The organism is Micromonospora sp. NPDC049282 (assembly GCF_043197045.1).
In the GTDB taxonomy this organism is placed as follows: domain Bacteria; phylum Actinomycetota; class Actinomycetes; order Mycobacteriales; family Micromonosporaceae; genus Micromonospora.
In genome coordinates, this window is sequence record NZ_JBICSL010000002.1 from 243788 (window position 1) to 263992 (window position 20205).

Genomic DNA, 20205 nt, shown 5'->3' on the forward strand with positions numbered 1-20205 from the left:
TCCCGCTTAGGTACGGAGCGCCGTCGGCGAAGGTTCAACCGGAGATCGGAAAAAAATCGATGGCCCGGCCGGCGGCCGGAACGGGCGGATCAGTCCGCGCAGAGATGGTCGAACGCGAAGCCGCCGTCGAAGGACTCCCGCCGGGCGGCGAGACGACGCACCTGCCCACGCAGATCGTCCCGGTCCACCAGCGACGTCGCGCCGCCGTCGAGGTCACGCAGCCGCTCCCCCAACGCCGCCGCGGCCAGGTCCTCGGCGAGCCGGCCCGGGTCCACCCCGCAGGAGAAGCCCCGGGACGCGAGCCGTACCCGCTCCAGCAGGCAGCGACCGGGCCGCACCTCGACCCAGCCCCAGCCCTCCGCCGGCCCGTCCGTCCACCGCACGTGCAGACCGCGCACGATCGGGTCGGCCAGCCGGCCCGCCACGTACGCCTCGACCGCATCGGCCCGGGCCAGCGCGCCGAGGTCGTTGACCGGACCACGCCGGCCGTCCGGCAGGCGGCCCACGATGTCGCGGAACCCGACCGTTTCCCCGCCGTCCGGGTCGGTGCCCTCGGCGTAGGCGCGGGCGTCGAGCACGTACTCGACGAACCGGCGGACCTGCTCGCCGCCGTCGAGCGCCGACGACTCGACCCGCAGCAGCGGCAGGCCCAGGGCGGCGCAGACCGCGTCGGTGAGTCGTTCGGCCCGGCGGGCGGGCGATCCGTCGGGCGCGGGCGCGCCGAAGCGCACGGCGAACTGCGGCAGGCCGGTGTCGGCGGCGCAGACCACCAGGTCGAGGCGGGCCCGCCCGGCGGTGCTCCACTGGCTGCCGGTGACCCCCGGTGGACGGCCCTGCGCCAGTTCGCCGAGCCGCCGGTCGGCGTACCCGACATGGCCGGCGTGGACGAGGCGCGGCGCGGCGCCGGACGGGATCGGCCGCAGCCAGGAGGCCGCCACGCTGCCGGTGCTCGTCATCTCGCCACAATCCGTCCGTCGCTCGGTCGACGTCCGAGTGTAGGGCGTCGATCATGGAGGCCGCCTCGGCGGTGCGGCGGAATCCGGACGCCCGACGGGCGGTGCGTCGCCCGGTCCGGCGATCTAGGCTCGGCGGGTGCACAGCGGACTGACCCCGGAACGGTTCACCAAACGCAGTCTCGTCGCCGTTTCCCACGCCATCGAGCGGGCCGCGCTGGCGGAGGCCGAGGACGGCCCGCTGGTCGTGTTCGCGCTCTTCCAGCGGCTGCCGTACTTCGAACGGGAGCGCGCGATCTACCGGCGCATCGCCGGCCGGGCGGCCGCCACCGTGGTCGGCATGGTCGGCGCTCCTCCGCCGGATCTGCCCGACGGGGCCCACGGCGTGGTGCTGGACGAGGCGGAGGAGCTGGCCAGGGAGTGGAGCGTGGTGGCGTTGACCCCCCGTTTCGGCGCCACCCTGGTGGCCCACGACCGGGGTGAGGTCACGCCGGCCGCGACGCTGGAGGCCGGCCGGCTCTTCGAGGGCCACTGGGGGTTCCGCCGGGACGCGGCGCTGCACGAGGTGATCCGGCTGCGGGAGCGGCTGGCCGAGCGGCTGCCCGGCCCGGCCCGGTCGGCGCTCGACGACGCGGTGGCCCGGGTGCGGGACATCCCGGCCGGTCCGGGCGAGGCCCGGGCCGAGTCGGCGCTGCGGCTGCTCGCCCGGCGGGGTGACCGTGGCGCGCCGCCGGTCGAGACGACGGACGGGATGCTCGACGACCCCGGCCTGCGCCGGTGGAGCGGGGCGGACGGGGTGACCGCCTCCGGCACCCTGCCGGTGGCGCTGGTCGGCCTACGGGTGGACGAACCGCCCGGCTCGCCGGAACGCTTCGGCCGGCGCAGCGCCGCCCGGGAGGGCCAGGCCCTGCTCGCCGCGGTCACCGGGGTGCTGCGGCCGGTCGACCGGGCGGTCCGGGTCGCCGACAACGAGTTCCAGCTGGTCCTGCCGGCGCTCGGGGAACCGGAGGCGCTGGCCGTGGTGGGCCGGCTGCACGACGCGATCGGCGGGCTGGCCCGGTCGTTCCCGTTCGTCGCCTACTCGGTGCACGCGGCGGTCGCGGTGACCGCCAGGCGGCCGCTGCCGACGGCGGACCTGCGGGCCGCCGTGGAGTGGGCGGTACGCGAGGGCGTGCCCGTGGCGGGCCTGCCGCCGGAGCCCGCCGCCACGGTCGGGGCCCGCTGAGGACGGGTCGGTACGAGGGGAGGACGGCGTGCGGGTGGTGTCGCTGGTGCCGTCGCTGACCGAGGCGGTCGCGGCGACGAGGCCGGAGGTCCTGGTCGGCGCGACCGACTGGTGCACGCACCCGGCCGGGTTGGACGTCCCCCGGGTCGGCGGGACGAAATACCCCGACCTGGATCGCGTTCTCGCCCTGGCGCCCGACCTGGTGCTGCTCAACGAGGAGGAGAACCGGCTCGCCGACGCGGACGCGCTGCGCGCGGCCGGGATCGAGGTGCGGGTCACCTTCCCGCGTACCGTGCCGGAGGCGCTCGACCAGCTCGGCGCGCTCGTCGCCGCGCTCGGGAGCCCGGCCGAGCCGCCCTGGTTGCGGGCGGCCCGGCGGGCCTGGGCCGCGCCGCCCGCGCCGGAGCGGGTCCGCACCGCGGTGGTGCCGGTGTGGCGGCGACCGTGGGTGGTGCTGGGCCGGGACACGTTCGCCGGGGACGTGCTGCGCCGGCTCGGCGTGGTCAACGCCTGGGACACCGATCCGGAACGCTATCCGCGCCCGACGCTCGACCAGCTGCGCGCCCGGGCGGCGGAGCTGGTGGTGCTGCCCGACGAGCCGTACCGGTTCACCGCCGACGACGGGCCGGAGGCGTTCCCGCGGGTGCCCTCGGTGCTGGTCTCCGGCCGGCACCTCACCTGGTACGGCCCGTCGCTGGCGGAGGCGCCGGCGTTGCTCGCCGCCCAGCTCGCCACGCCGGTCTGAGCCGGGATCCGGTCACGCGATCGGGGTGGCGTGCACCGGATCCAGCTCCATCAGGGTGGTGTCGTCCACGTCGTAGGAGATGGTGTTGTGCACCGCGACCACGCCGGCGACCTGGCCGGCCAGACGGCCGGCGAGATCGACGGCGCTGCGGCGGTCCAGCCGCCCGTCCATGGTGACCTCGCCGCCACGGACCTGCACGGTGACCAGGCCGTCCCGGACCGCGAGCACCCGGCGCAGCACCTCCTGGACCACGTCCTCGCGGATCTCGGCGTCGGTGCGCAGGTGCACCCGGAGCAGGTCGCCCCGAGTCACGATGCCGGCCAGTCGGCCGAGGTCGTCGAGGACCGGCAGCCGCTTGACCGCCTCGCGGTCCATCAGCCGGGCCGTCGCCGCGAGCGCGGCCCGCTCGTGGGTGGTGACCGCCGGCGCGGTCATCAGGTCCCGGGCCACCAGCGCGCCCGCCTTCTCCCGGGCGACACGCCGCCGCCGCCCGGAGAACACCCGGCGTTCGTCGGGCCGGCCGGACCGCTCCACCTTGTGCAGCAGGTCCGCCTCGGAGATCACCCCGAGCACCCGGCGGAACGAGTCCACCACCGGCACCCCGCTGACCCGCTCCCGGACCAGCACATCGACGATGTCGCGGTAGGGCGTGTCCGCACCCACGGTCGCCACGTCCCTGGTCATCACGTCGGCCACCTGCCACGTCCTCATCACGACCTCCTCGTGCCGGGCCTTCACCAGGAACGCTAGGCCGCCGGCCGGCCGCCGCGGCAGGGGCGGCGGACCGGCCGCGACAGGCCGACCGGACCGGGTCCGGACGGGACCAATGACCCGGTCGGAAGGGCACCCTCGGCCCTGCTCCCGGCCGCCGCCGGGCGGTGGAATGGAGATGCCACCGAAGCGCGGTGCGAGGCACAGGAAGGGACGTGGACACCATGACCGCGACAACCGAGCGGACCCCCGCCGCCACCATCGCTCCGGCGGTCGAGACCCCCCGCCAGAAGGCCACCCGGTACGTCTGGGCCGGGCTGCGGATCGCCCTGGGTTGGGTGTTCCTCTGGGCCTTCCTGGACAAGATGTTCGGCCTGGGGCACGAGACCCCGGCGAAGAACGCCTGGATCAACGGCGGCAGCCCGACCAAGGGCTTCCTGGGCAACGCCGTGGCCGGCCCGTTCGCGGACGTCTACCACGACATCGCCGGCGCGGCCTGGGCGGACTGGCTGTTCATGCTCGGCCTGCTCGGCATCGGCGTGGCGCTGCTGCTCGGCATCGGCATCCGGCTCGCCGCCGTCGCCGGCGGACTGCTGCTGGTCCTGATGTGGACGGCCGTGCTGCCCCCGGCGAACAACCCCTTCATGGACGACCACCTCATCTACGCGGGCCTGCTCGCCGGCCTGGCCCTGGTCGGCGCCGGCAACACCCTCGGCCTCGGCCGGGCCTGGGCGAAGCTCCCCCTGGTCCAGCGCCTCCCCTGGCTGAAGTGAGCGCAGGTCGCCCCGGGCGGGCGTCGCCGACAGGCGACGCCCGCCTCGTCGTACGCCCCGGCGGGCGAGGTCGGCGGTGAGGCGGGTACCGGCGCGTATCGGCCGGTCGCGATCCGGCAGGATCGACGGTGACCACACCGTCAGCACCGAGGAGACCCGCTCATGGAGAAGCCCGAGATTGGCCCGATCGAGGGCGCCCCGCCCGCCGATCTCGTCATCGAGGACATCACGGTCGGCGACGGCCCGGAGGCCCACGCCGGCCAGCTGGCCAGCGTGCACTACGTGGGGGTGGCCCACTCCACCGGCCGCGAGTTCGACGCCTCGTGGAACCGGGGCGAGACGTTCGAGTTCCCGCTCGGCGGCGGCCAGGTCATCGCCGGCTGGGACCAGGGCGTGATCGGCATGAAGGTCGGCGGGCGGCGCAAGCTCACCATCCCGCCGCACCTGGGCTACGGCGCCCGGGGCGCCGGCGGCGTCATCAAGCCGAACGAGACGCTTGTCTTCGTGGTGGACCTGCTCGGCGTGCGCTGAGCCCTTCCCCGACCACCGGGCCGTCGGCGTCGTGCCGGCGGCCCGGCGCGTCTCAGGCGGCGACGCAGGTGAGCAGCTCCCGGGCGCGGCCCGACTCGCGCACCGCAACGACCCGGTGCAGGCCGGTGACCCGCAGCACCCGGGCCACCACCGGCGCCGGGTCGACCAGCACCAGCTCGCCCCCGCGGGCCCGGACCCGCAGGTGGGCGGCGGCCAGGGCGCGCACCCCGGCGGCGGAGAGCAGCGACACGCCGGACAGGTCGACGCGCACCACCGGCCGCGCCGGCGCCGCCCAGAGCGCGGCCCGGAACGCCGACACGGTGGCGATGTCGATCTCGCCCACCGGGCGCAGCTCGACCACGTGGTCGAGCACCTCCATCACCACCGAGAAGCGGTCCCCGCTGTCCGTCATACCGGCAAACCTACCCCCGCCCACCGACAGTTCCGGCTGCTCGGCGGCGGGTTCCGGGTAGCGTCCGGTGCCGACCCCGAGCCGCCTCAGGGTCATCCCGCAGCCGCCCGCCCGGCCGCCGCAGACCGCCCCCGAGGACGGACACGCCGGGTGGAGGGCTCCCCGCCGGAGCGCCGGCGGGTTCACAATGACCCGATGGCCGTCCCCCGCCCGCGCGTCCCCCTGCTGATCCGCCCGGTCCGCGAGCCGGCGACGGTGCCGCCACCGCTGGCCGGGGCCTGGGCACCCGGCGACACCCGGCTGGACCGGGCCGACCTGCTGCCGCTGCCCGACGGTGGGCACGGGCCGGAGGACGTGGTGATCGACGCCGACGGCCGCGCGATCAGCGGCGACGAGGACGGCCGGCTCTGGTGGTGGCCGGTGGACGCCCCGGCCGGCACCCGCCCCACGCTGCTCGCCGAGACCGGCGGCCGGCCGCTCGGCATCGAGCTGGACCCGGTCGACGGCGGGCTGCTGGTCTGCGACGCCTACCGGGGACTGCTGCGGGTCGACCCGGCCGGCGTGGTGCACGAGCTGACCGGCACCGCGCCGCCGGTGCACCTGGCCGACAACGCGGCGGTGGCCCGCGACGGCACCGTCTACTTCACCGACTCGTCCGACCGGTTCCCGCTCTCGCACTGGAAGCGGGACCTGCTGGAGCACCGGCCCAACGGGCGGGTGCTGGCGTACGACCGGCGCAGCGGGCGCACCGACGTGGTGGCCGGCGGGCTCTACTTCCCGAACGGGCTGGCGCTCACCCCGGACGAGTCGGCGCTGATGCTGGTCGAGACCGCCACCCACCGGCTGGTGCGGGTGGACCTGCCGGACGGACGGGTCACCGTGCTGGCCGACCTGCCGGCGTACCCGGACAACGTCTCCGCGGTCGGCGACGGGACGTACTGGATCGCCCTGCCCAGCCCCCGGCTGCCGGTCATGGAACGGTTGCTGCCCCATCCCCGGGTCCGCCAGCTCGTCGCGTTGCTGCCCGGGGCGGTGCAGCCGCAGCCGCGTCGGTACGGGCTGGTCGCGCTGGTCGACGGCGCGGGACGGGTGCTGCGGACGCTGCACGGGCCGAGCGGCGCGTACCCGATGGTCACCGGCGTGCGGCAGCACGGCCGGCGGCTCTGGCTGGGCAGCCTCACCGCGACCGGCGTGGCCCGCGTCGACCTGGACTGAGCCGGCGTCGGGCCGACCCGCGCGGACGCGGGCCGGCCCGTGGCCGTTCCTCCCCGGTTTCAGCCGCCGCTGTTGCTCCTGGTCGGGGTGGGAGCGGGCGCGGACCCGCCGGCCACCGCGCCCGGATGCGGCGTCGGGCTCTGCGTGGGCTTCAGCCCCGTCGGTACGGGCAGCGCGCTGCCCTTGGCGAACTCGTCCCAGCTGACGTTCCAGGCGGTGAAGCCGTTGCCCGGCTGGAGCTTCACCTCGGTGCCCTTGACGGTCACCAGGTCACCGACCTGCGTGATGCCCATCAACCAGTCGGCCCCGGCGGCCGAGACGTTCGTGCAGCCGTGCGAGGTGTTGTTGTAGCCCTGCTCCCCCTCCGACCACGGCGCGGAGTGGATGAACTCGCCGCCCCAGGTCAGCCGCTGCGCGTCGTCCACGTCGACCACGTAGCCGCCGTCCGGCTCGCCCCGGGTGTCGAACGTGGTGTGCTCGTGCTTCTCCATGATCACCATGGTGCCGCTGGAACTCGGCGTGCTGGGCTTGCCGAGGCTGACCGGGAGCTTCCTGAGCACCTTGCCGTCCTGGTAGACCGTCATCTGCTTGGTGGTGTTGTCGATGTCGAGCGACACCTGCCGGCCCACCCTGGCGGTGGCCACGCGGTCGGAGTCGCCGACCGCCTCCTTGCCGATGGGCAGCCCCTCCAGCGCGCTGCGCACGCTGATCCTGGTGCCGGGTTTCCAGTGGTCGGGCGCCCGGTACTCGGCCTGCTTGCCGTCGGACATCCACGACCAGGTGCCCGGCTGCGGCGGGTCGGTCTTGACGAACAGCCGGCGCTGCACGTCCGCCCGCGCCTGTTCCGGAATCGGCGGGTCGAACCCGAGCACGACCGGCATCGCCGTCCCGTACGTCTGTTTGTCCTGGAAATACAATTCGCTGGTGACGGCCGGTTTGGTGGATTTGGCCATCGTCGTGAACGTCGTCTTCCGCGTCGTGGTCTTCCCGGAATCGCCGGCCGCGGTCACCTCGGCGGTGTACGTCCGGGAATTGGCCAGCGGGCGGTCCGGCACCCAGCCGGATCCGTCCTCGCGCGCCTGCGCCGCCACCGGACGCCCCTTGTCGTCGGTGAGCCTCACGCCGGTCACCCTGCCGTTGCTGACCCGCGTGCCCACCTCCGCGCTGATCGGCACGTCGCGAGCCCGGTCGGCCGGCGTCACCGTGACCGACGGCGGCGCCGCCTCGGCCTGCTTCACCACCGACTTCGGACCGGCGGTGCACGCGCCGACCGCCAGCGGCGCGGCCGCGACGGTCATCGCGAAAAGCGTCAGTCGCCGCCTCACAAACATATTTCGCCCCCCATTTCCGAACCCCCTCGCCCACATTCTGTAGGCCCGGCGTCACGGGGTGGCACCTTCGGCGGAATTGCTCGGAAACGGCTGCGCGAGATGGTCCGGCGGCTACCGGATCGGTATTACCCCGGCCCGATCGTCCGGGTCGTGTGGAGTCGCCTTCTCTCTTCCCGGGAGTCTCGTTCCGCCTCCTGCGAGGCGCGACGCCGGCTCCGGGACGAGGCGGGCGAGTTCAGGCCGGCCCCGGCCGGTGCGGGCCGGGGCCGGGCGGTTCAGACGTTCGCGATCAGCAGGGCGGGGCGTTCGACGCAGTCGGCCACGTGGCGCAGGAACCCGCCCGCCACACCGCCGTCGCACACCCGGTGGTCGAAGGTGAGGCTGAGCTGGGTCACCTTGCGGACCGCGAGCTGACCGTCGACCACCCAGGGCTTGTCCACGATCCGCCCGACGCCGAGCAGCGCCGCCTCCGGGTGGTTGATGATCGGCGTGGAGCCGTCCACCCCGAACACGCCGTAGTTGTTGAGCGTGAACGTGCCGCCGGTCAGCCGCCCGGGCGGCAGCGTGCCCGCCCGGGCCGCCGCCGTGGTCTCCGCCAGCGCGGCGGCCAACTCCCCGGTGGTGAGCCGCTGGGCGTCGCGCAGCACCGGCACGACCAGGCCCCGGTCGGTCTGCGCGGCGATGCCCAGGTGCACCCCGGCGGACTGCACGATCTGCTGGCCCTCGGTGTCGACCCGCGCGTTGAGCTGCGGATACCTCCGCAGGCCGCTGAGACAGATCCGGGCCAGCAGGGCCAGGATGCTCACCGGCGCGTCCGGGGTCGCGGCGTTGATCGCGGCCCTGGTCTCCAGCAGCCCGGTGGCGTCCACGTCGACCCAGATGGTCACCTCGGGGATCTCCCGGCGGCTGCGGGAGAGCTTGTCCGCGATGACCTTCCGGATGCCGGTGAGCGGGACGATCACGTCGCCGTCGCCGGCCGGGGCGAGCCCGACGCGCCCGTCCGGGCCGGACGCGGCCGGGGCGTGCGCGTCCGGCACCGCGGCGAGCCGGGCCGCCGGCGCGGTCGCCGCCTCGACGTCGGCGCGGCGGATCACGCCCCCGGGGCCGGTGCCGCGCAGCGACGCCAGGTCGACGCCCCGCTCCCGGGCCAGTCGCCGCACGATCGGCGAGATGACCAGCGGCGCCGCGGCCGGCCGGTCGGCGGTTCCCACCGGGGCGGCCCCCGCCGCGCCCGGCGTCGCCGACGCGGACGGTTCCGGCTGCGCCGACACGCCGGGCTCGGGGGCGACCGACAGGCGCGGCCGGCGACGCCGCCGACCCGGGCCGCCGTGCCCGGTGCCGTACCCGATCAGGACGTTGCCGGAGCCGGCCCGCTCCTCCTCGCGGTAGGTGGCGTGCGGGTCCGCGGCGTCGCCGCCGTCGAGCGACGCGATGGTGATCAGCGGCTGGCCGACCGGGCGGGCCTCACCCGCCACGCCGTGCAGCGCCACGACCCGACCCGGGTACGGGCACGGCACGTCGACCACCGCCTTGGCGGTCTCCACCTCGACCACGGTCTGGTCCACGGTGACCACGTCGCCGACGGCGACCCGCCACTCGACGATCTCCGCCTCGCTCAGCCCTTCGCCCAGGTCGGGCAGGAGGAAGTCGCGGGTCCCCACGGTGCCGGTGCGTTCGCTCATGCCGTGCCGACCGGGCATGCCCGCACGGCCCTCGCTGCGCTCGGTGCGTTCGCTCATGCCGCTGCCCACCGGGTGTCGGGCTGGTCGTCCCACTGCAACCGGGCCACGGTGTCCAGCACCCGGTCCACCGAGGGCAGGTGGGTGTGTTCCAGCATCGGCGCGGGATAGGGGATGTCCAGCCCGGACACCCGCAGCACCGGTGCGTGCAGCGCGTGGAAGCAGCGTTCCTGCACCCGGGCGGCGATCTCGGCGCCGACCCCGGCGAAGCCCTGCGCCTCCTGGATCACCACGCAACGGCCGGTGCGGCGGACCGACGCGGTGACCGTGGCGTCGTCGAACGGCACGATGCTGCGCACGTCGACCACCTCCAGGTCCCAGCCCTCCTCGCGGGCCGCCTCCGCCGCGGCCAGCGCCACCGGCACCGCCGGGCCGTACGCGACGAGTGTCGCGTCGGTGCCCGGTCGGCGTACCACGGCCGTGCCGATCGGGTCGGTGCGCGCCGGCAGCTCCGCCTGGCCGCTGGAGAAGTAGAGCTTCTTCGGCTCCAGGAACACCACCGGGTCCGGGTCGTCGATCGCGGCACGCAGCAGCGAGTACGCGTCTTCGACGGTGGCCGGGGTGACCACCTTCAGCCCGGGGGTGTGCGCGTAGTAGGCCTCGGACGAGTCACAGTGGTGCTCGACGCCACCGATGCCGCCGGCGTACGGCACCCGGATGACGATCGGCACGCTGAGCGCGCCCCGGGTGCGGTTGCGCAGCTTCGCCACGTGCGAGGCGATCTGCTCGAACGCCGGGTACGCGAACGCGTCGAACTGCATCTCGACCACCGGCCGCAGCCCGGACATGGCCAGGCCGACCGCGAAGCCGACGATGCCCGCCTCGGCGAGCGGGGTGTCGAAGCAGCGCTTGTCGCCGAAGCGGGCCTGCAACCCGTCGGTGATCCGGAAGACGCCGCCGAGCTGGCCGACGTCCTCGCCGAAGACGACCACCCGCTCGTCGTCGAGCATCGCGTCGGCGAGCGCGGCGTTGAGCGCCTTCGCCATGGTCACGGTGGCCATCAGGCGTCCCCCTCCTCGTCGCGGGCCGCGGCCAGCTCGGCCCGGACCAGTTCCCGCTGCTCCACCAGCTGCGGCGTGGGCTCGGCGTAGACGTGGTCGAAGAGGCTGAGCGGGTCCACGGTGGGCTGCTCGTCCATCCGCCGGCGCAGCGTCGCGGCGTACGCCTCGGCCTCCTCGGCGACCGCCGCGACCGCGGCGTCGTCCAGCACGCCCCGGGACCGCAGGTACGCCTCCAGCCGGGCGATCGGGTCGCGGTCGCGCCACGCCTCGACCTCGTCGGCGTCGCGGTAGCGGGTCTGGTCGTCGGCGTTGGTGTGCGGCTCCATCCGGTAGGTGTGCGCCTCGATCAGGTACGGGCCCCGGCCGGACCGGGCGTGCGCGATCGCGCGGTTCAGCACCGCCAGCACGGCCACCGGGTCGTTGCCGTCGACCTGCTCGCTGGGCACGCCGTAGCCGACGCCCTTGTAGGCCAGGCTCGGCGCGGCGGTCTGCCGGGACAGCGGCACGCTGATCGCGTACTTGTTGTTCTGCACCAGGAACACGACCGGGGCCTTGAACACGGCGGCGAAGTTGATCCCCTCGTGGAAGTCGCCCTCGCTGGTGGCGCCGTCGCCGATGAACGTGAGCGCCACCGTGTCCCGCCCCTGGTACGACTCGCCGTAGGCCAGGCCGGCGGCGTGCACGCACTGGGTGGCGAGCGGGGTGCACTGCGGGGCGGTGCGGGTGACGGCCGGGTCGTACCCGCAGTGCCAGTCGCCGCGCAGCAGGGTGAGCACCTCGACCGGGTCGAGGCCGCGCGTGGTCAGCGCCATCGACTCCCGGTAGGTGGGGAAGACCCAGTCCGAGTCGCGCAGCGCGAGCACGCCGCCGACCTGGCAGGCCTCCTGGCCACGCGCGGACGGGTAGACGGCGAGCCGGCCCTGCTTGGTCAGCGCGGTGGCCTGGGTGTCGAAGCGGCGGCCGACGACCATCCGCCGGTACATCTCGCGCAGCGTCTCGATCGGCGGCTCGGGGTAGTCGTCGCGGGGCGGCAGCGCGGTGCCGTCCGGGTCGAGCAGCCGGACCGGCTCGGGCTGCGGCAGCAGGCCGGCCGACGGGTCGGTGGCGGCCGGGGTGGCCGGCCGGCGGGTGCGCGGGGATGCCCTGCGGACCGCCTGGGGTGTGGTCGTCACGGCGGGGACCTCCTGGACGTGTGGTGGCCCTATGCTCCTGCTCAGGGATGATTGACTCAACATCCGCGATGAACGCGGGACGAATGGCACAGGGAGGTGAGCGCGGTGAGCCAGGAGACCGGCGCCACAGCGGGCGCGGCGGGCGGAACGGGACGTTCGGCCGGGCCGCTCGACGAGGTCGACCGGCGGATCCTGGGCGAGCTGGTCGCCGACGCCCGGCTCTCCATCCGCACGCTGGCCGAACGGGTGCACGTCTCGCGCACCAACGCGTACGCCCGGGTGGAACGGTTGCTGCGCGACGGCGTACTGACCGGCTTCACCGCGCGGGTGGCGCCCGAGCCGGCCGGGCTGGGCACCTCGGCGTACATCGCGTTGACCATCGAGCAGAACACCTGGCGGGAGGTCTCCGCCGAGCTGGCCCAGGTGCGCTACATCGAGCACGCGGCGCTGCTCAGCGGCGAGCACGACGTGCTGGCGCTGGTCCGCGCGCCGGACAACGCCACCCTGCGGGACGTGGTGCTCGACCGGGTGCAGAGCATCGCCGGGGTCCTCGCCACCCGCACCTGGCTCGTCTTCGAGGAGTTCGACGGCACCCAGAGCCCCTGGGCCTAGCGCTCGGGCGGCGACTCCAGGCCGTCGCGGTCAGCCAGCTCCAGCAGCGGCTCCAGCGAGTGCCGGCGACCCTCCAGGCCGGCGTGCGGGTCGCCGCGGTCGGCGAACCGGGCCGGCATGCTGAGCACGTCGAAGTCCTCCGGCCGGGCGTCGTCCAGCTCCGACCAGTCCAGCGGCGCGGAGACCAGCGCCGCCGGCGTCGGCCGGATCGAGTACGCCGAGGTCATGGTGTGATCGCGGGCCATCTGGTTGTAGTCGACGAAGACGGGCCGGTCACGCTGGTCGCGCCACCAGGTCGTGGTGACCAGGTCGGGCAGCCGACGCTGCATCTCCCGGCCGAGCGCCAGCACCGCCCGCCGGCACTCGCCGAAGCTCCACCGCGGCTCGATCGACAGATAGACGTGGATGCCGCGCCCGCCGGTGGTCTTCGGGAAGCCCTCCATGCCCAGCTCGGCCAGGAACGCCCGCACCTCGTGGGCAACCGGCACCACCTGTGTGAACTCCACCCCCGGCATCGGGTCCAGGTCGATGCGCAACTGATCGGGGCGCTCCACGTCGGCCTTCGACACCGGCCACGGGTGGAAGCGCAGGGTGCCCAGATTGGCCGCCCAGATCACCACCGCCAGCTCGGTCGGGGCCACCTCGTCGGCGGTCCGGCCGCTGGGGAACGTGATGTGCGCGGTGCGTACCCAGTCGGGCGCGCCCGCCGGCAGCCGCTTCTGGTAGAAGGCGTCGCCCTTGTTGGTCTGCCGGGTGGCCACCTTCGCGCCCTCGAACACCCCGCGCGGCCAGCGTTCCAGCATGGTCGGCCGGTCCCGCAGCGCGCGCAGGATCCCGTCGCCGACGGCGAGGAAGTAGCGCACCACGTCCAGCTTGGTCAACCCGCGTGCCGGGAAGTAGGGCTTGTCGGGGCTGGAGACGCGGACCAGCCGCTCCCCCACCCGGATCTCCTCGGCCGCCGCGGTCGCCACGCCCCACACCGTAGGGCACCGGCCGGCGTCGCGCCGGCATCTCCTCAGGTGACCAGCAGGATCCCGAACGCGATCAGCGGGATCGAGACGAAGAGGAAGATGCCGACGCCGGTGAGCACCCGGCCACCGCCGCCGTCCTCCCGCTCCGGCGCCAGGCCGAACGTGGACCGGGCCGGCAACATGCCGATCCGGCTCAACGTCAGGTCGCCGGTCATCCCGATCAAGCCGCCGACCAACATGAACGCCACCCCCACCCGGTGCACGAAGTCACCCCCGCTGATCGCGACCCAGACGCCGACCGCCACCCCGATCACCAGCACCGCGATCACGAAGAGCAGCAGCGCCTCGCGCAGCCCCCGCACCACCGTCGACATGCCCACCTCCCGTGGAGCGGACCACCTCCGCCCGGCGGGGATTGTGCCGTGTCGATGCCGGTTCGCGCTGCCCCGGGACCGGGGCGCCCGACGACCGGCGACGGCGCGCACACCGGCCGGGCCCGCGCGGTTACCCGGCGCGGACCCCGGGTACCGGGAGCCGCATGGCGGAGTTGGCAGAGCTCTGGATCGTCCGGCACGGCGAGAGCACCGCGAACGTCGCGGCCACCACGGCCGAGACGTCCGGCGCGGAGCTGATCGACCTCACCCACCGGGACGCGGACGTGCCGCTGTCGCCGACCGGCGAGGAGCAGGCCCGGGCCACCGGGCGGTGGCTGGCCGGCCTGCCCGAGGGGCGCCGGCCCGAGGTGGCCGTGGTGTCGCCGTACCTGCGCGCCCTGCGCACCGCCGAGCTGGCGCTGGCCGGCACCGGCGTGCCGATGAGCCGCGACGAGCGGCTGCGCGACCGGGAACTCGGCATCCTCGACGGGCTCACCGGGCACGGGGTGCGCCGGCGCCACCCGGAGGAGGCGCGACGGCGCGACCGGCTCGGCAAGTTCTACTACCGCCCGCCGGGCGGCGAGTCGTGGACGGACGTGGCGCTGCGGCTGCGCGCGCTGCTCGGCGACCTGCGCCGCGACCACGAGGGCGGCCGGGTGCTGCTGTTCGGCCACGACGCGCTGGTCTTCCTGCTCCGTTATCTGGTGGAGGGGCTCACCGAGGCGGAGCTGATGGGGCTCACCCGCGAGCACGTCATCGCCAACTGCTCGGTGACCGGCTGGCGCGCCGACGACGCCGGGCGGCTCCGCCCGGAGATGTTCAACGACGTCGCCCACCTGCACCGGCAGGGGGCGCGGCCCACCAGGGAGGACGAGGTCCATGCCGAGCCGGTCTGATGTGATCACCCCCGCGCTGCTGCGGGACTGGGCGCTGCCGGTGCCCTCCGGCGGCAAGGAGGCACGGGGCACGGTGCTGGTGGTCGGCGGCTCCCGGTTCACCCCCGGGGCGGTGCTGCTCGCCGGCGTCGCCGCGCTGCGCGCCGGCGCCGGTGTGCTCCAGCTGGCCACCGCCGAGTCCACCGCCGCGTCGCTCAGCATCCAGGTCCCCGAGGCGCTTGTGGTCGGCCTGCCGGAAACCGACGAGGGCGCGGTCCGGGGCGACCCCGGTGACGTGCTCGGCGGCCTGGTCGCCGACGCGGACGTGGTGGCGGTCGGCCCCGGGTTGACGGACATCGACGCCACCGGGAAGCTGCTGCGCCTGGTGCTCGACGCGGCCGGCCGGGAGACCGCGCTGGTGCTCGACGCGTACGCGCTCGGCGCGCTCAGCCACGAACCGGGCCTGCTGGTCGGCTCCGACCGCAAGGTGGTGCTCACCCCGAACCTCACCGAGGCCCGGCACCTGCTCGACCGCGACCCCGGCGACGACCTGGACGCCGAGGCGGTCGAGCTGGCCGGCCGGTACGAGGCGGTGGTGTCGCTGTACGGCCACATCGCCACCCCGGACGGCCGGGCCTGGCGGGAGGAGAGCGGCGACGCCGGCCTGGGCACCTCCGGCAGCGGCGACGTGCGGGCCGGCCTGCTCGCCGGGCTGCTGTCCCGGGGCGCCGACCCGGCGCAGGCGGCCTGCTGGGCGGCGTTCGCGCACGCGGTGAGCGGGCAGCGGCTGGTGCCCCGGTACGGCCGGATCGGCTTCCTCGCCCGCGAGCTGCTGGACGAGATCCCGTACACCCTGGCGACGGTCTGACGCCGCGACGCGCGGGAACGGATGTCGTCGGGTCAGGCCATAGAGCCATGGCACAGTGATGTCGTGCAGCTCCGTTACAAGTATCGGATGTATCCGACGCCGGGCCAGCAGGAGAAGCTGGCCGGAGCCTTTGGATGCGCACGGGTTGTCTTCAATGACGGGCTGCGGCTGCGCCAGGCCGCCCATGAGGCGGGCGAGAAGTACATTCCCGATGGGGACCTGTCGCGTCGGGTGATCACCGAGGCCAAGCTCAGATCCGAACGGGCGTGGCTGAGCGAGGTGTCCGCCGTAGTTCTACAGCAAGCTTTGGCGGATCTGAACACCGCCTACCGCAATTTCTTCGCCTCGCTCTCGGGCAGGCGCAAGGGACGCAAGGTGGCCCCGCCTCGGTTCCGTTCCCGCAAGGACTCCCGACAGGCCATTCGCTTTACCAAGAACTCCCGTTTCGCGATCGTTGACGACGGCAAGCTCAGACTGCCTAAGATAGGCGACCTGCACGTGCGCTGGTCACGGCGCTTGCCCTCCGCGCCATCCAGCGTCACGATCATTCGGGATGCGGCGGGTCGCTACTATGCCTCGTTCGTCGTCACTACACGAGAGGACGAGATCCTGCCGCCGGTCAAATCCGAGACCGGGATCGACTTGGGACTGACGCATTTCGCCGTCATGTCCGACGGCACCAAGGTCGCCGCGCCAAAACTGCTCCGTCGAGCCGCCCGTAGGCTCAAGCGTTTGCAGCAAGACCTCTCGCGCAAGCAGCGCCTCAGCAACAACCGCAAGAAGGCCGTGGCAAGGGTCGCCAAGGCGCACGCGCGGGTAGCCGACACCCGGCGCGACTGGCAGCACAAGCTATCCACGAAGTTGATCCGTGAGAACCAAGCGGTATACGTCGAGGATCTATGCGTCAGTGGTCTCGTCCGCACCAGGCTCGCCAAATCGGTGCACGATGCAGGCTGGGCCAGCTTCATCGCCATGCTGGAGTACAAGGCCACTCGGTACGGGCGGACGTTCGGAAGGGTGAACCGGTTCTTCCCATCCACGCGGATGTGCTCCGACTGTGGCAGTGTCGGCGAAAAGATGGCGCTCGACGTCCGGGCGTGGGAATGCCCGTGCGGAACTACCCACGATCGCGACGTGAACGCTGCGAAGAACATCAGGGCCGCTGGACAGGCGGACCTCAACGCCCGTGGAGCGCATGTAAGACCGGTTTCTGTCCCGGCCGCGCGCAGAGAAGCGGGAACCCACTCGGACGCTGCGCGTACCACGCGCAGCGTGGAGAGAATCTCCACCTCAAGGGCGGAGAGGATGTCAATACATCGATCCGTGGGAGCTGGCGTGCGGCAACAACGCGCACCCCTTCACGATACGGCGGATCGCGCAGCGGTCGATCCGCAGCACATGGACCACGTCAAGGCGCAGTGATCTCCCGCACCCTCGGACCGGGCCTGGCGACGATCGCCGGGCCCGGTCTGTTTGTCCTGGTCGGACGCCGGGTAGGGGGGCATCGTCAGCCCGACCTAGGAGGTAACCCGGTGTCCACCGACGCGATCGTCCTGCTCAAGGAGGACCACAAGGAGATCCGCCGACTGTTCAAGGCCTTCCAGGATGCCGAGGACGGACCGGCGAGCAGGCGCGGGAAGATCGTCACGCAGATCCTCGAGGCGCTGACGGTGCACACCTACCTGGAGAACGAGGTGATGTACCCGGAGGTCCGCAAGCTGGTGCCCGACGTCGAGGACGACATCCTCGAGTCGTACGAGGAGCACCACGTCGCGGACGTGCTCTGCCTCGAACTGTCCGCCATGGACGCCGACGACGAGCGGTTCGTCGCCAAGACGACGGTGCTGATCGAGAACGTGCTGCACCACGTCGAGGAGGAGGAGCAGGAGTGGTTCCCGAAGGTGCGCGACGCGCTCGGCCGTAACCAGCTCCAGGAGATCGGCCAGCGCATGCTCGACCTGCGGGCCGACGCGCCCCGCACCCCCACCGCGCCGAAGGCGGTCAAGAAGTCCGTCGACGCGGTGACCGCCTGAGCACTCCGTCCGTCCGCACGGGGCCCGGCCGACGGCCGGGCCCCGACGCATCCCGGCCACCCCAGCCGTCCCCGACAGCCGGGTAACCTCCGCCGCCCCCGGCCGTTGGGCAGGTTGCACCGCAGGTCAGGACGAGATGGGGCACACGTGCTACTTGGTAGACCGCAGGCGGACCCCGGGCAGCGGCTCCTGGGGGCGGAGGGCGCTCCCCGCTCGACGTACCGGGGGGACATCGAGGGCCTGCGCGCCCTCGCCGTGCTCATGGTGCTCGTCGGTCACGCGGCCCGGGGCCTGGTGCCGGGCGGGTTCGTCGGGGTGGACGTCTTCTTCGTCATCTCGGGTTTCCTCATCACCGGGCTGCTCGTCGGCGAGCTGGAGCGCACCGGACGCCTCTCGCTGACCGGGTTCTACGCCCGCCGGGCGAAGCGACTGCTGCCCGCCGCCGTCCTCGTCCTGCTGGTCAGCCTGCTGCTCACCTGGCTGATGCTGCCCGCCACCCGGTGGCGCGCCACGGCCTGGGACGTGGTGGCCAGCGCCTGTTACGGCCTGAACTGGCGGCTCGCCGTCCAGTCCACCGACTACTGGGCCCGGGAGGACGCGCCCAGCATCGTGCAGCACTTCTGGTCGCTCGCCGTCGAGGAGCAGTTCTACCTGTTCTGGCCGCTGCTGCTGCTCGGCCTGGCCGTCCTGGGCGGGCGCCGCCGGCTGCGGCGGGGCGCGTTGATGGCCGGCGTCGCACTGGTGGCCGTCCCGTCCTTCGCCTGGTCGCTGCACCAGAGCCAGGCGGATCCGGGACCGGCCTACTTCGTCACCACCACGCGGCTGTGGGAACTCGCCGTGGGCGGCGCCGTCGCCATCGCCGGCACCCGGTCGTACCGGATGCCACGGACGTTGGCCGCCCCGCTCGCCTGGACCGGGGTCGCCGCGGTGCTGGCGTCCGCCGTCGTCGTCGACCCCGAGGTGGCCTTCCCCGGCTACCAGGCGTTGCTGCCGACGCTCGGCACGGCGGCGGTCATCGCCGGCGCGCCGGCGGCCGGCGGGTGGGGGCCGGCCGGCGTCCTCGGGCTGCGGCCGATACGGGCGGTCGGGGCGCTGTCCTACTCGCTCTACCTGTGGCACTGGCCCCTGCTGATCGCCGCGGAGGCGAGGTTCGGCGAGTTGAGCACGGCCGTCGCCCTCGGTGTGGTGGCGCTGTCCGCCGTGCCGGCCGCCCTGACGTACCGATTCCTGGAGAATCCGGTCCGGATGTCCGAGACGCTGCGGTGGCAGCCGGCCGTGGCGTTGCGGGTCGGCGCGATCTGCACGGGTGCCGCCGTCACCGCGGGTCTGCTGTTCCAGCTCGTGATCGGGCCGCCGCCGTCGGCGCCGGTGACCTCGCTGACCATGCCGTTGCCCGGTGGGAGCGCGGCGGCCTCCCGGAACCTGACCCTCACCGGCCCGCCGGGGGCGACGGTGCTCGCCGCCAACCCGCTTGGCGACGACGCGGGCAGGGCGGTCGACCGGATCGCCTCGATCACCCCCGACCCGATGGTCGCCAAGATGGACGGGCCGGAGACCTGGCCCAACGCCTGCGGCCCGAAGCCGAAGGGGGACGCGGGCATGATCCCCTGCGTCTACGGGGACCCGAACGGCACGACCACCGTCGCACTCGCCGGGGACTCGCACGCCACCCAGTGGCTGCCGGCGTTGCGGGCGGTGGCGGAGGTCGAGCGGTGGCGGCTGGCGGTCTACACCCTGGGTGGCTGCCCCTTCATCGACATGGAACGGGTGGCGTCCTGGCGGAAGTGGCCCGCGCCCCGGTGCGTGGACTGGAACCGGCGGGTGCTCAAGGAGATGGTCGACGCGGTGAAGCCGGACCTGCTCCTGGTCAGCAACGGCTTCTACCACCCCGACGGCAACGTGCCGCCGGACCCGACCGAGGAGTCGAACAAGGTCCTGGCCGACGCGCTGCGTGCCACCTGGCAGCAGCTCACGGCGGTCGGCGTACCGGTCGCCGTGCTGCGCGACAACCCGCAACTGAAACGGATCGCCCCCGAGTGCGTCCTGACCAACCGAAAGAAACTGACCCGCTGCGCCAACCCGCGGGCGGACGCCTTGCGGGTCGGCAGCGGGGACGCCCACAAGGTGGCGGTGGCGAAGCTGCCCAACGTGCACCTGGTGGACCTGACGAACGCCATCTGCCCGACCGACCCCTGCTCGGCGGTCATCGGCGGGGTGCTGGTCTTCCGCGACAACAACCACCTCACCGGCACCTACATGACGACCCTCGCCCCCCGCCTCCGGACGGCCCTCACGAAGATCCTCAGCTGAGCGGGACGGGCCCGGCCGCCACGCCGGGTCCCGCCCCCGTGGTCGCGCTCAGCTCCCCGAGCCCGGCTCGGCCATCTTCCGGTGCTGCTCCGCCTTCAGCCGATCCGGAACGATCTTGCCGGCCGCGGGGTCATGCTCGGGCCCCCTCTCCGGTGGGCCGGAACGCCGTCGCGCACCCGCCCGTACCATGGGTGTGCCCCACGACGGGCCGCCCAACCCCGCAGGTCCGGCCCGGGGCCGACCGCTAGGATCTCCCACGGGCCGTGACTGGCGCGTGGAGATGGAGCACCATCGGGGAGCGGCCTCGTCATGAGGACGCATGCCGAGCGCCTGGGCCTTCCGCACGTCACCTGG

The 20205-nt window shown here is 73.8% G+C and carries 20 protein-coding genes and 1 riboswitch; of the genes, 11 read left to right on the plus strand and 9 right to left on the minus strand.

Features of this window, described 5'->3' with window-relative positions; genetic code table 11:
- Positions 1-89: 89 nt before the first annotated feature.
- Positions 90-956, minus strand: a complete 867-nt coding sequence (locus tag ACGFI2_RS04945) for a hypothetical protein (RefSeq protein ID WP_393510759.1) — start codon at positions 954-956, stop codon at positions 90-92.
- Between the two features lie 136 nt (positions 957-1092).
- Here ACGFI2_RS04945 and ACGFI2_RS04950 point away from each other — a divergent pair, with 136 nt between their 5' ends.
- Both ACGFI2_RS04950 and ACGFI2_RS04955 read left to right on the plus strand, forming a co-directional pair.
- Positions 1093-2178, plus strand: a complete 1086-nt coding sequence (locus ACGFI2_RS04950; protein ID WP_393510762.1) for a DICT sensory domain-containing protein — start codon at positions 1093-1095, stop codon at positions 2176-2178.
- Positions 2179-2206: 28 nt separating this feature from the next.
- Positions 2207-2923 (plus strand): helical backbone metal receptor, encoded by a 717-nt coding sequence (locus ACGFI2_RS04955; RefSeq protein ID WP_393510765.1) that lies wholly within the window; start codon positions 2207-2209, stop codon positions 2921-2923.
- A 12-nt stretch (positions 2924-2935) separates the two neighbouring features.
- Here the strand turns inward: ACGFI2_RS04955 and ACGFI2_RS04960 are convergent, their stop codons facing one another.
- Positions 2936-3634: a CBS domain-containing protein gene (locus tag ACGFI2_RS04960; protein ID WP_393510768.1), complete on the minus strand. Its 699-nt coding sequence runs from the start codon at positions 3632-3634 to the stop codon at positions 2936-2938.
- Positions 3635-3849: 215 nt separating this feature from the next.
- On the opposite strand from ACGFI2_RS04960, the gene ACGFI2_RS04965 reads away from it, so the two are divergent.
- A complete protein-coding gene (locus tag ACGFI2_RS04965) occupies positions 3850-4407 on the plus strand; it encodes a hypothetical protein (RefSeq protein ID WP_393510771.1) in 558 nt (185 codons plus the stop codon).
- A 162-nt stretch (positions 4408-4569) separates the two neighbouring features.
- Entirely contained in the window at positions 4570-4938 is a 369-nt protein-coding gene (locus ACGFI2_RS04970) for an FKBP-type peptidyl-prolyl cis-trans isomerase (RefSeq protein ID WP_393510774.1), read from the plus strand.
- Between the two features lie 52 nt (positions 4939-4990).
- On the opposite strand, the gene ACGFI2_RS04975 is transcribed toward ACGFI2_RS04970, so the two are convergent.
- Positions 4991-5350 carry an anti-sigma factor antagonist gene (locus ACGFI2_RS04975; protein WP_393510777.1) on the minus strand — a complete coding sequence of 120 codons (360 nt, stop codon included), beginning with the start codon at positions 5348-5350 and terminating at the stop codon, positions 4991-4993.
- 195 nt (positions 5351-5545) lie between these two features.
- Between ACGFI2_RS04975 and ACGFI2_RS04980 the strand changes: the two genes are divergently transcribed.
- Positions 5546-6565, plus strand: coding sequence for an SMP-30/gluconolactonase/LRE family protein (locus ACGFI2_RS04980; RefSeq protein ID WP_393510780.1), 1020 nt, complete (start codon positions 5546-5548; stop codon positions 6563-6565).
- Positions 6566-6624: 59 nt separating this feature from the next.
- Here ACGFI2_RS04980 and ACGFI2_RS04985 read toward each other — a convergent pair whose 3' ends face one another.
- From ACGFI2_RS04985 to pdhA, 4 genes are all read right to left on the minus strand, one after another.
- Complete coding sequence (locus ACGFI2_RS04985; protein ID WP_393510783.1) at positions 6625-7896, minus strand: Ig-like domain-containing protein; 1272 nt, start codon at positions 7894-7896, stop codon at positions 6625-6627.
- A 275-nt stretch (positions 7897-8171) separates the two neighbouring features.
- Positions 8172-9578 (minus strand): dihydrolipoamide acetyltransferase family protein, encoded by a 1407-nt coding sequence (locus tag ACGFI2_RS04990; RefSeq protein WP_393511615.1) that lies wholly within the window; start codon positions 9576-9578, stop codon positions 8172-8174.
- Between the two features lie 53 nt (positions 9579-9631).
- Positions 9632-10636: an alpha-ketoacid dehydrogenase subunit beta gene (locus ACGFI2_RS04995; protein WP_393510785.1), complete on the minus strand. Its 1005-nt coding sequence runs from the start codon at positions 10634-10636 to the stop codon at positions 9632-9634.
- Positions 10636-11841, minus strand: coding sequence for a pyruvate dehydrogenase (acetyl-transferring) E1 component subunit alpha (gene pdhA, locus ACGFI2_RS05000; RefSeq protein WP_393511618.1), 1206 nt, complete (start codon positions 11839-11841; stop codon positions 10636-10638). The genes ACGFI2_RS04995 and pdhA overlap by 1 nt, the downstream gene beginning before the upstream one ends.
- A 72-nt stretch (positions 11842-11913) precedes the next feature.
- Here pdhA and ACGFI2_RS05005 point away from each other — a divergent pair, with 72 nt between their 5' ends.
- Complete coding sequence (locus ACGFI2_RS05005) at positions 11914-12420, plus strand: Lrp/AsnC family transcriptional regulator (RefSeq protein ID WP_393510787.1); 507 nt, start codon at positions 11914-11916, stop codon at positions 12418-12420.
- Here the strand turns inward: ACGFI2_RS05005 and ACGFI2_RS05010 are convergent.
- Both ACGFI2_RS05010 and ACGFI2_RS05015 read right to left on the minus strand, forming a co-directional pair.
- Positions 12417-13400: a DNA polymerase domain-containing protein gene (locus ACGFI2_RS05010; protein WP_393510789.1), complete on the minus strand. Its 984-nt coding sequence runs from the start codon at positions 13398-13400 to the stop codon at positions 12417-12419. The two genes, ACGFI2_RS05005 and ACGFI2_RS05010, sit on opposite strands and share 4 nt — an antisense overlap.
- 35 nt (positions 13401-13435) lie before the next feature.
- A complete protein-coding gene (locus ACGFI2_RS05015; protein ID WP_393510791.1) occupies positions 13436-13765 on the minus strand; it encodes a hypothetical protein in 330 nt (109 codons plus the stop codon).
- A gap of 164 nt (positions 13766-13929) precedes the next feature.
- On the opposite strand from ACGFI2_RS05015, the gene ACGFI2_RS05020 reads away from it, so the two are divergent.
- The 5 genes from ACGFI2_RS05020 (at position 13930) to ACGFI2_RS05040 (ending at position 19851) form a co-directional block, all read left to right on the plus strand.
- Positions 13930-14661 (plus strand): histidine phosphatase family protein, encoded by a 732-nt coding sequence (locus tag ACGFI2_RS05020; protein WP_393510793.1) that lies wholly within the window; start codon positions 13930-13932, stop codon positions 14659-14661.
- Positions 14645-15508, plus strand: coding sequence for an NAD(P)H-hydrate dehydratase (locus tag ACGFI2_RS05025; protein WP_393510795.1), 864 nt, complete (start codon positions 14645-14647; stop codon positions 15506-15508). Before ACGFI2_RS05020 ends, ACGFI2_RS05025 begins: the two co-directional genes overlap by 17 nt.
- Positions 15509-15571: 63 nt before the next feature.
- On the plus strand, positions 15572-16930 hold the full coding sequence (locus ACGFI2_RS05030; protein ID WP_393510797.1) for an RNA-guided endonuclease InsQ/TnpB family protein: 1359 nt from the start codon (positions 15572-15574) through the stop codon (positions 16928-16930).
- Between the two features lie 110 nt (positions 16931-17040).
- On the plus strand, positions 17041-17541 hold the full coding sequence (locus tag ACGFI2_RS05035; protein WP_393510799.1) for a hemerythrin domain-containing protein: 501 nt from the start codon (positions 17041-17043) through the stop codon (positions 17539-17541).
- A 147-nt stretch (positions 17542-17688) separates the two neighbouring features.
- The gene (locus ACGFI2_RS05040; RefSeq protein ID WP_393510801.1) at positions 17689-19851 is read left to right on the plus strand and encodes an acyltransferase family protein; all 2163 of its coding nucleotides are present in this window, start codon (positions 17689-17691) and stop codon (positions 19849-19851) included.
- A 253-nt stretch (positions 19852-20104) separates the two neighbouring features.
- Positions 20105-20194, plus strand: a riboswitch (ZMP/ZTP riboswitch).
- Positions 20195-20205: the final 11 nt, after the last annotated feature.

Bases quoted from the DNA above. Each gene is read 5' to 3' on its own strand.
- ACGFI2_RS04945 (WP_393510759.1), bottom strand. From the start codon at position 956: ATGACGAGCACCGGCAGCGTGGCGGCCTCCTGGCTGCGGCCGATCCCG.
- ACGFI2_RS04960 (WP_393510768.1), bottom strand. From the start codon at position 3,634: ATGAGGACGTGGCAGGTGGCCGACGTGATGACCAGGGACGTGGCGACC.
- ACGFI2_RS04970 (WP_393510774.1), top strand. From the start codon at position 4,570: ATGGAGAAGCCCGAGATTGGCCCGATCGAGGGCGCCCCGCCCGCCGAT.
- ACGFI2_RS04975 (WP_393510777.1), bottom strand. From the start codon at position 5,350: ATGACGGACAGCGGGGACCGCTTCTCGGTGGTGATGGAGGTGCTCGAC.
- ACGFI2_RS04980 (WP_393510780.1), top strand. From the start codon at position 5,546: ATGGCCGTCCCCCGCCCGCGCGTCCCCCTGCTGATCCGCCCGGTCCGC.
- ACGFI2_RS04985 (WP_393510783.1), bottom strand. From the start codon at position 7,896: ATGTTTGTGAGGCGGCGACTGACGCTTTTCGCGATGACCGTCGCGGCC.
- ACGFI2_RS04990 (WP_393511615.1), bottom strand. From the start codon at position 9,578: ATGAGCGAACGCACCGGCACCGTGGGGACCCGCGACTTCCTCCTGCCC.
- ACGFI2_RS04995 (WP_393510785.1), bottom strand. From the start codon at position 10,636: ATGGCCACCGTGACCATGGCGAAGGCGCTCAACGCCGCGCTCGCCGAC.
- ACGFI2_RS05015 (WP_393510791.1), bottom strand. From the start codon at position 13,765: ATGTCGACGGTGGTGCGGGGGCTGCGCGAGGCGCTGCTGCTCTTCGTG.
- ACGFI2_RS05020 (WP_393510793.1), top strand. From the start codon at position 13,930: ATGGCGGAGTTGGCAGAGCTCTGGATCGTCCGGCACGGCGAGAGCACC.
- ACGFI2_RS05025 (WP_393510795.1), top strand. From the start codon at position 14,645: ATGCCGAGCCGGTCTGATGTGATCACCCCCGCGCTGCTGCGGGACTGG.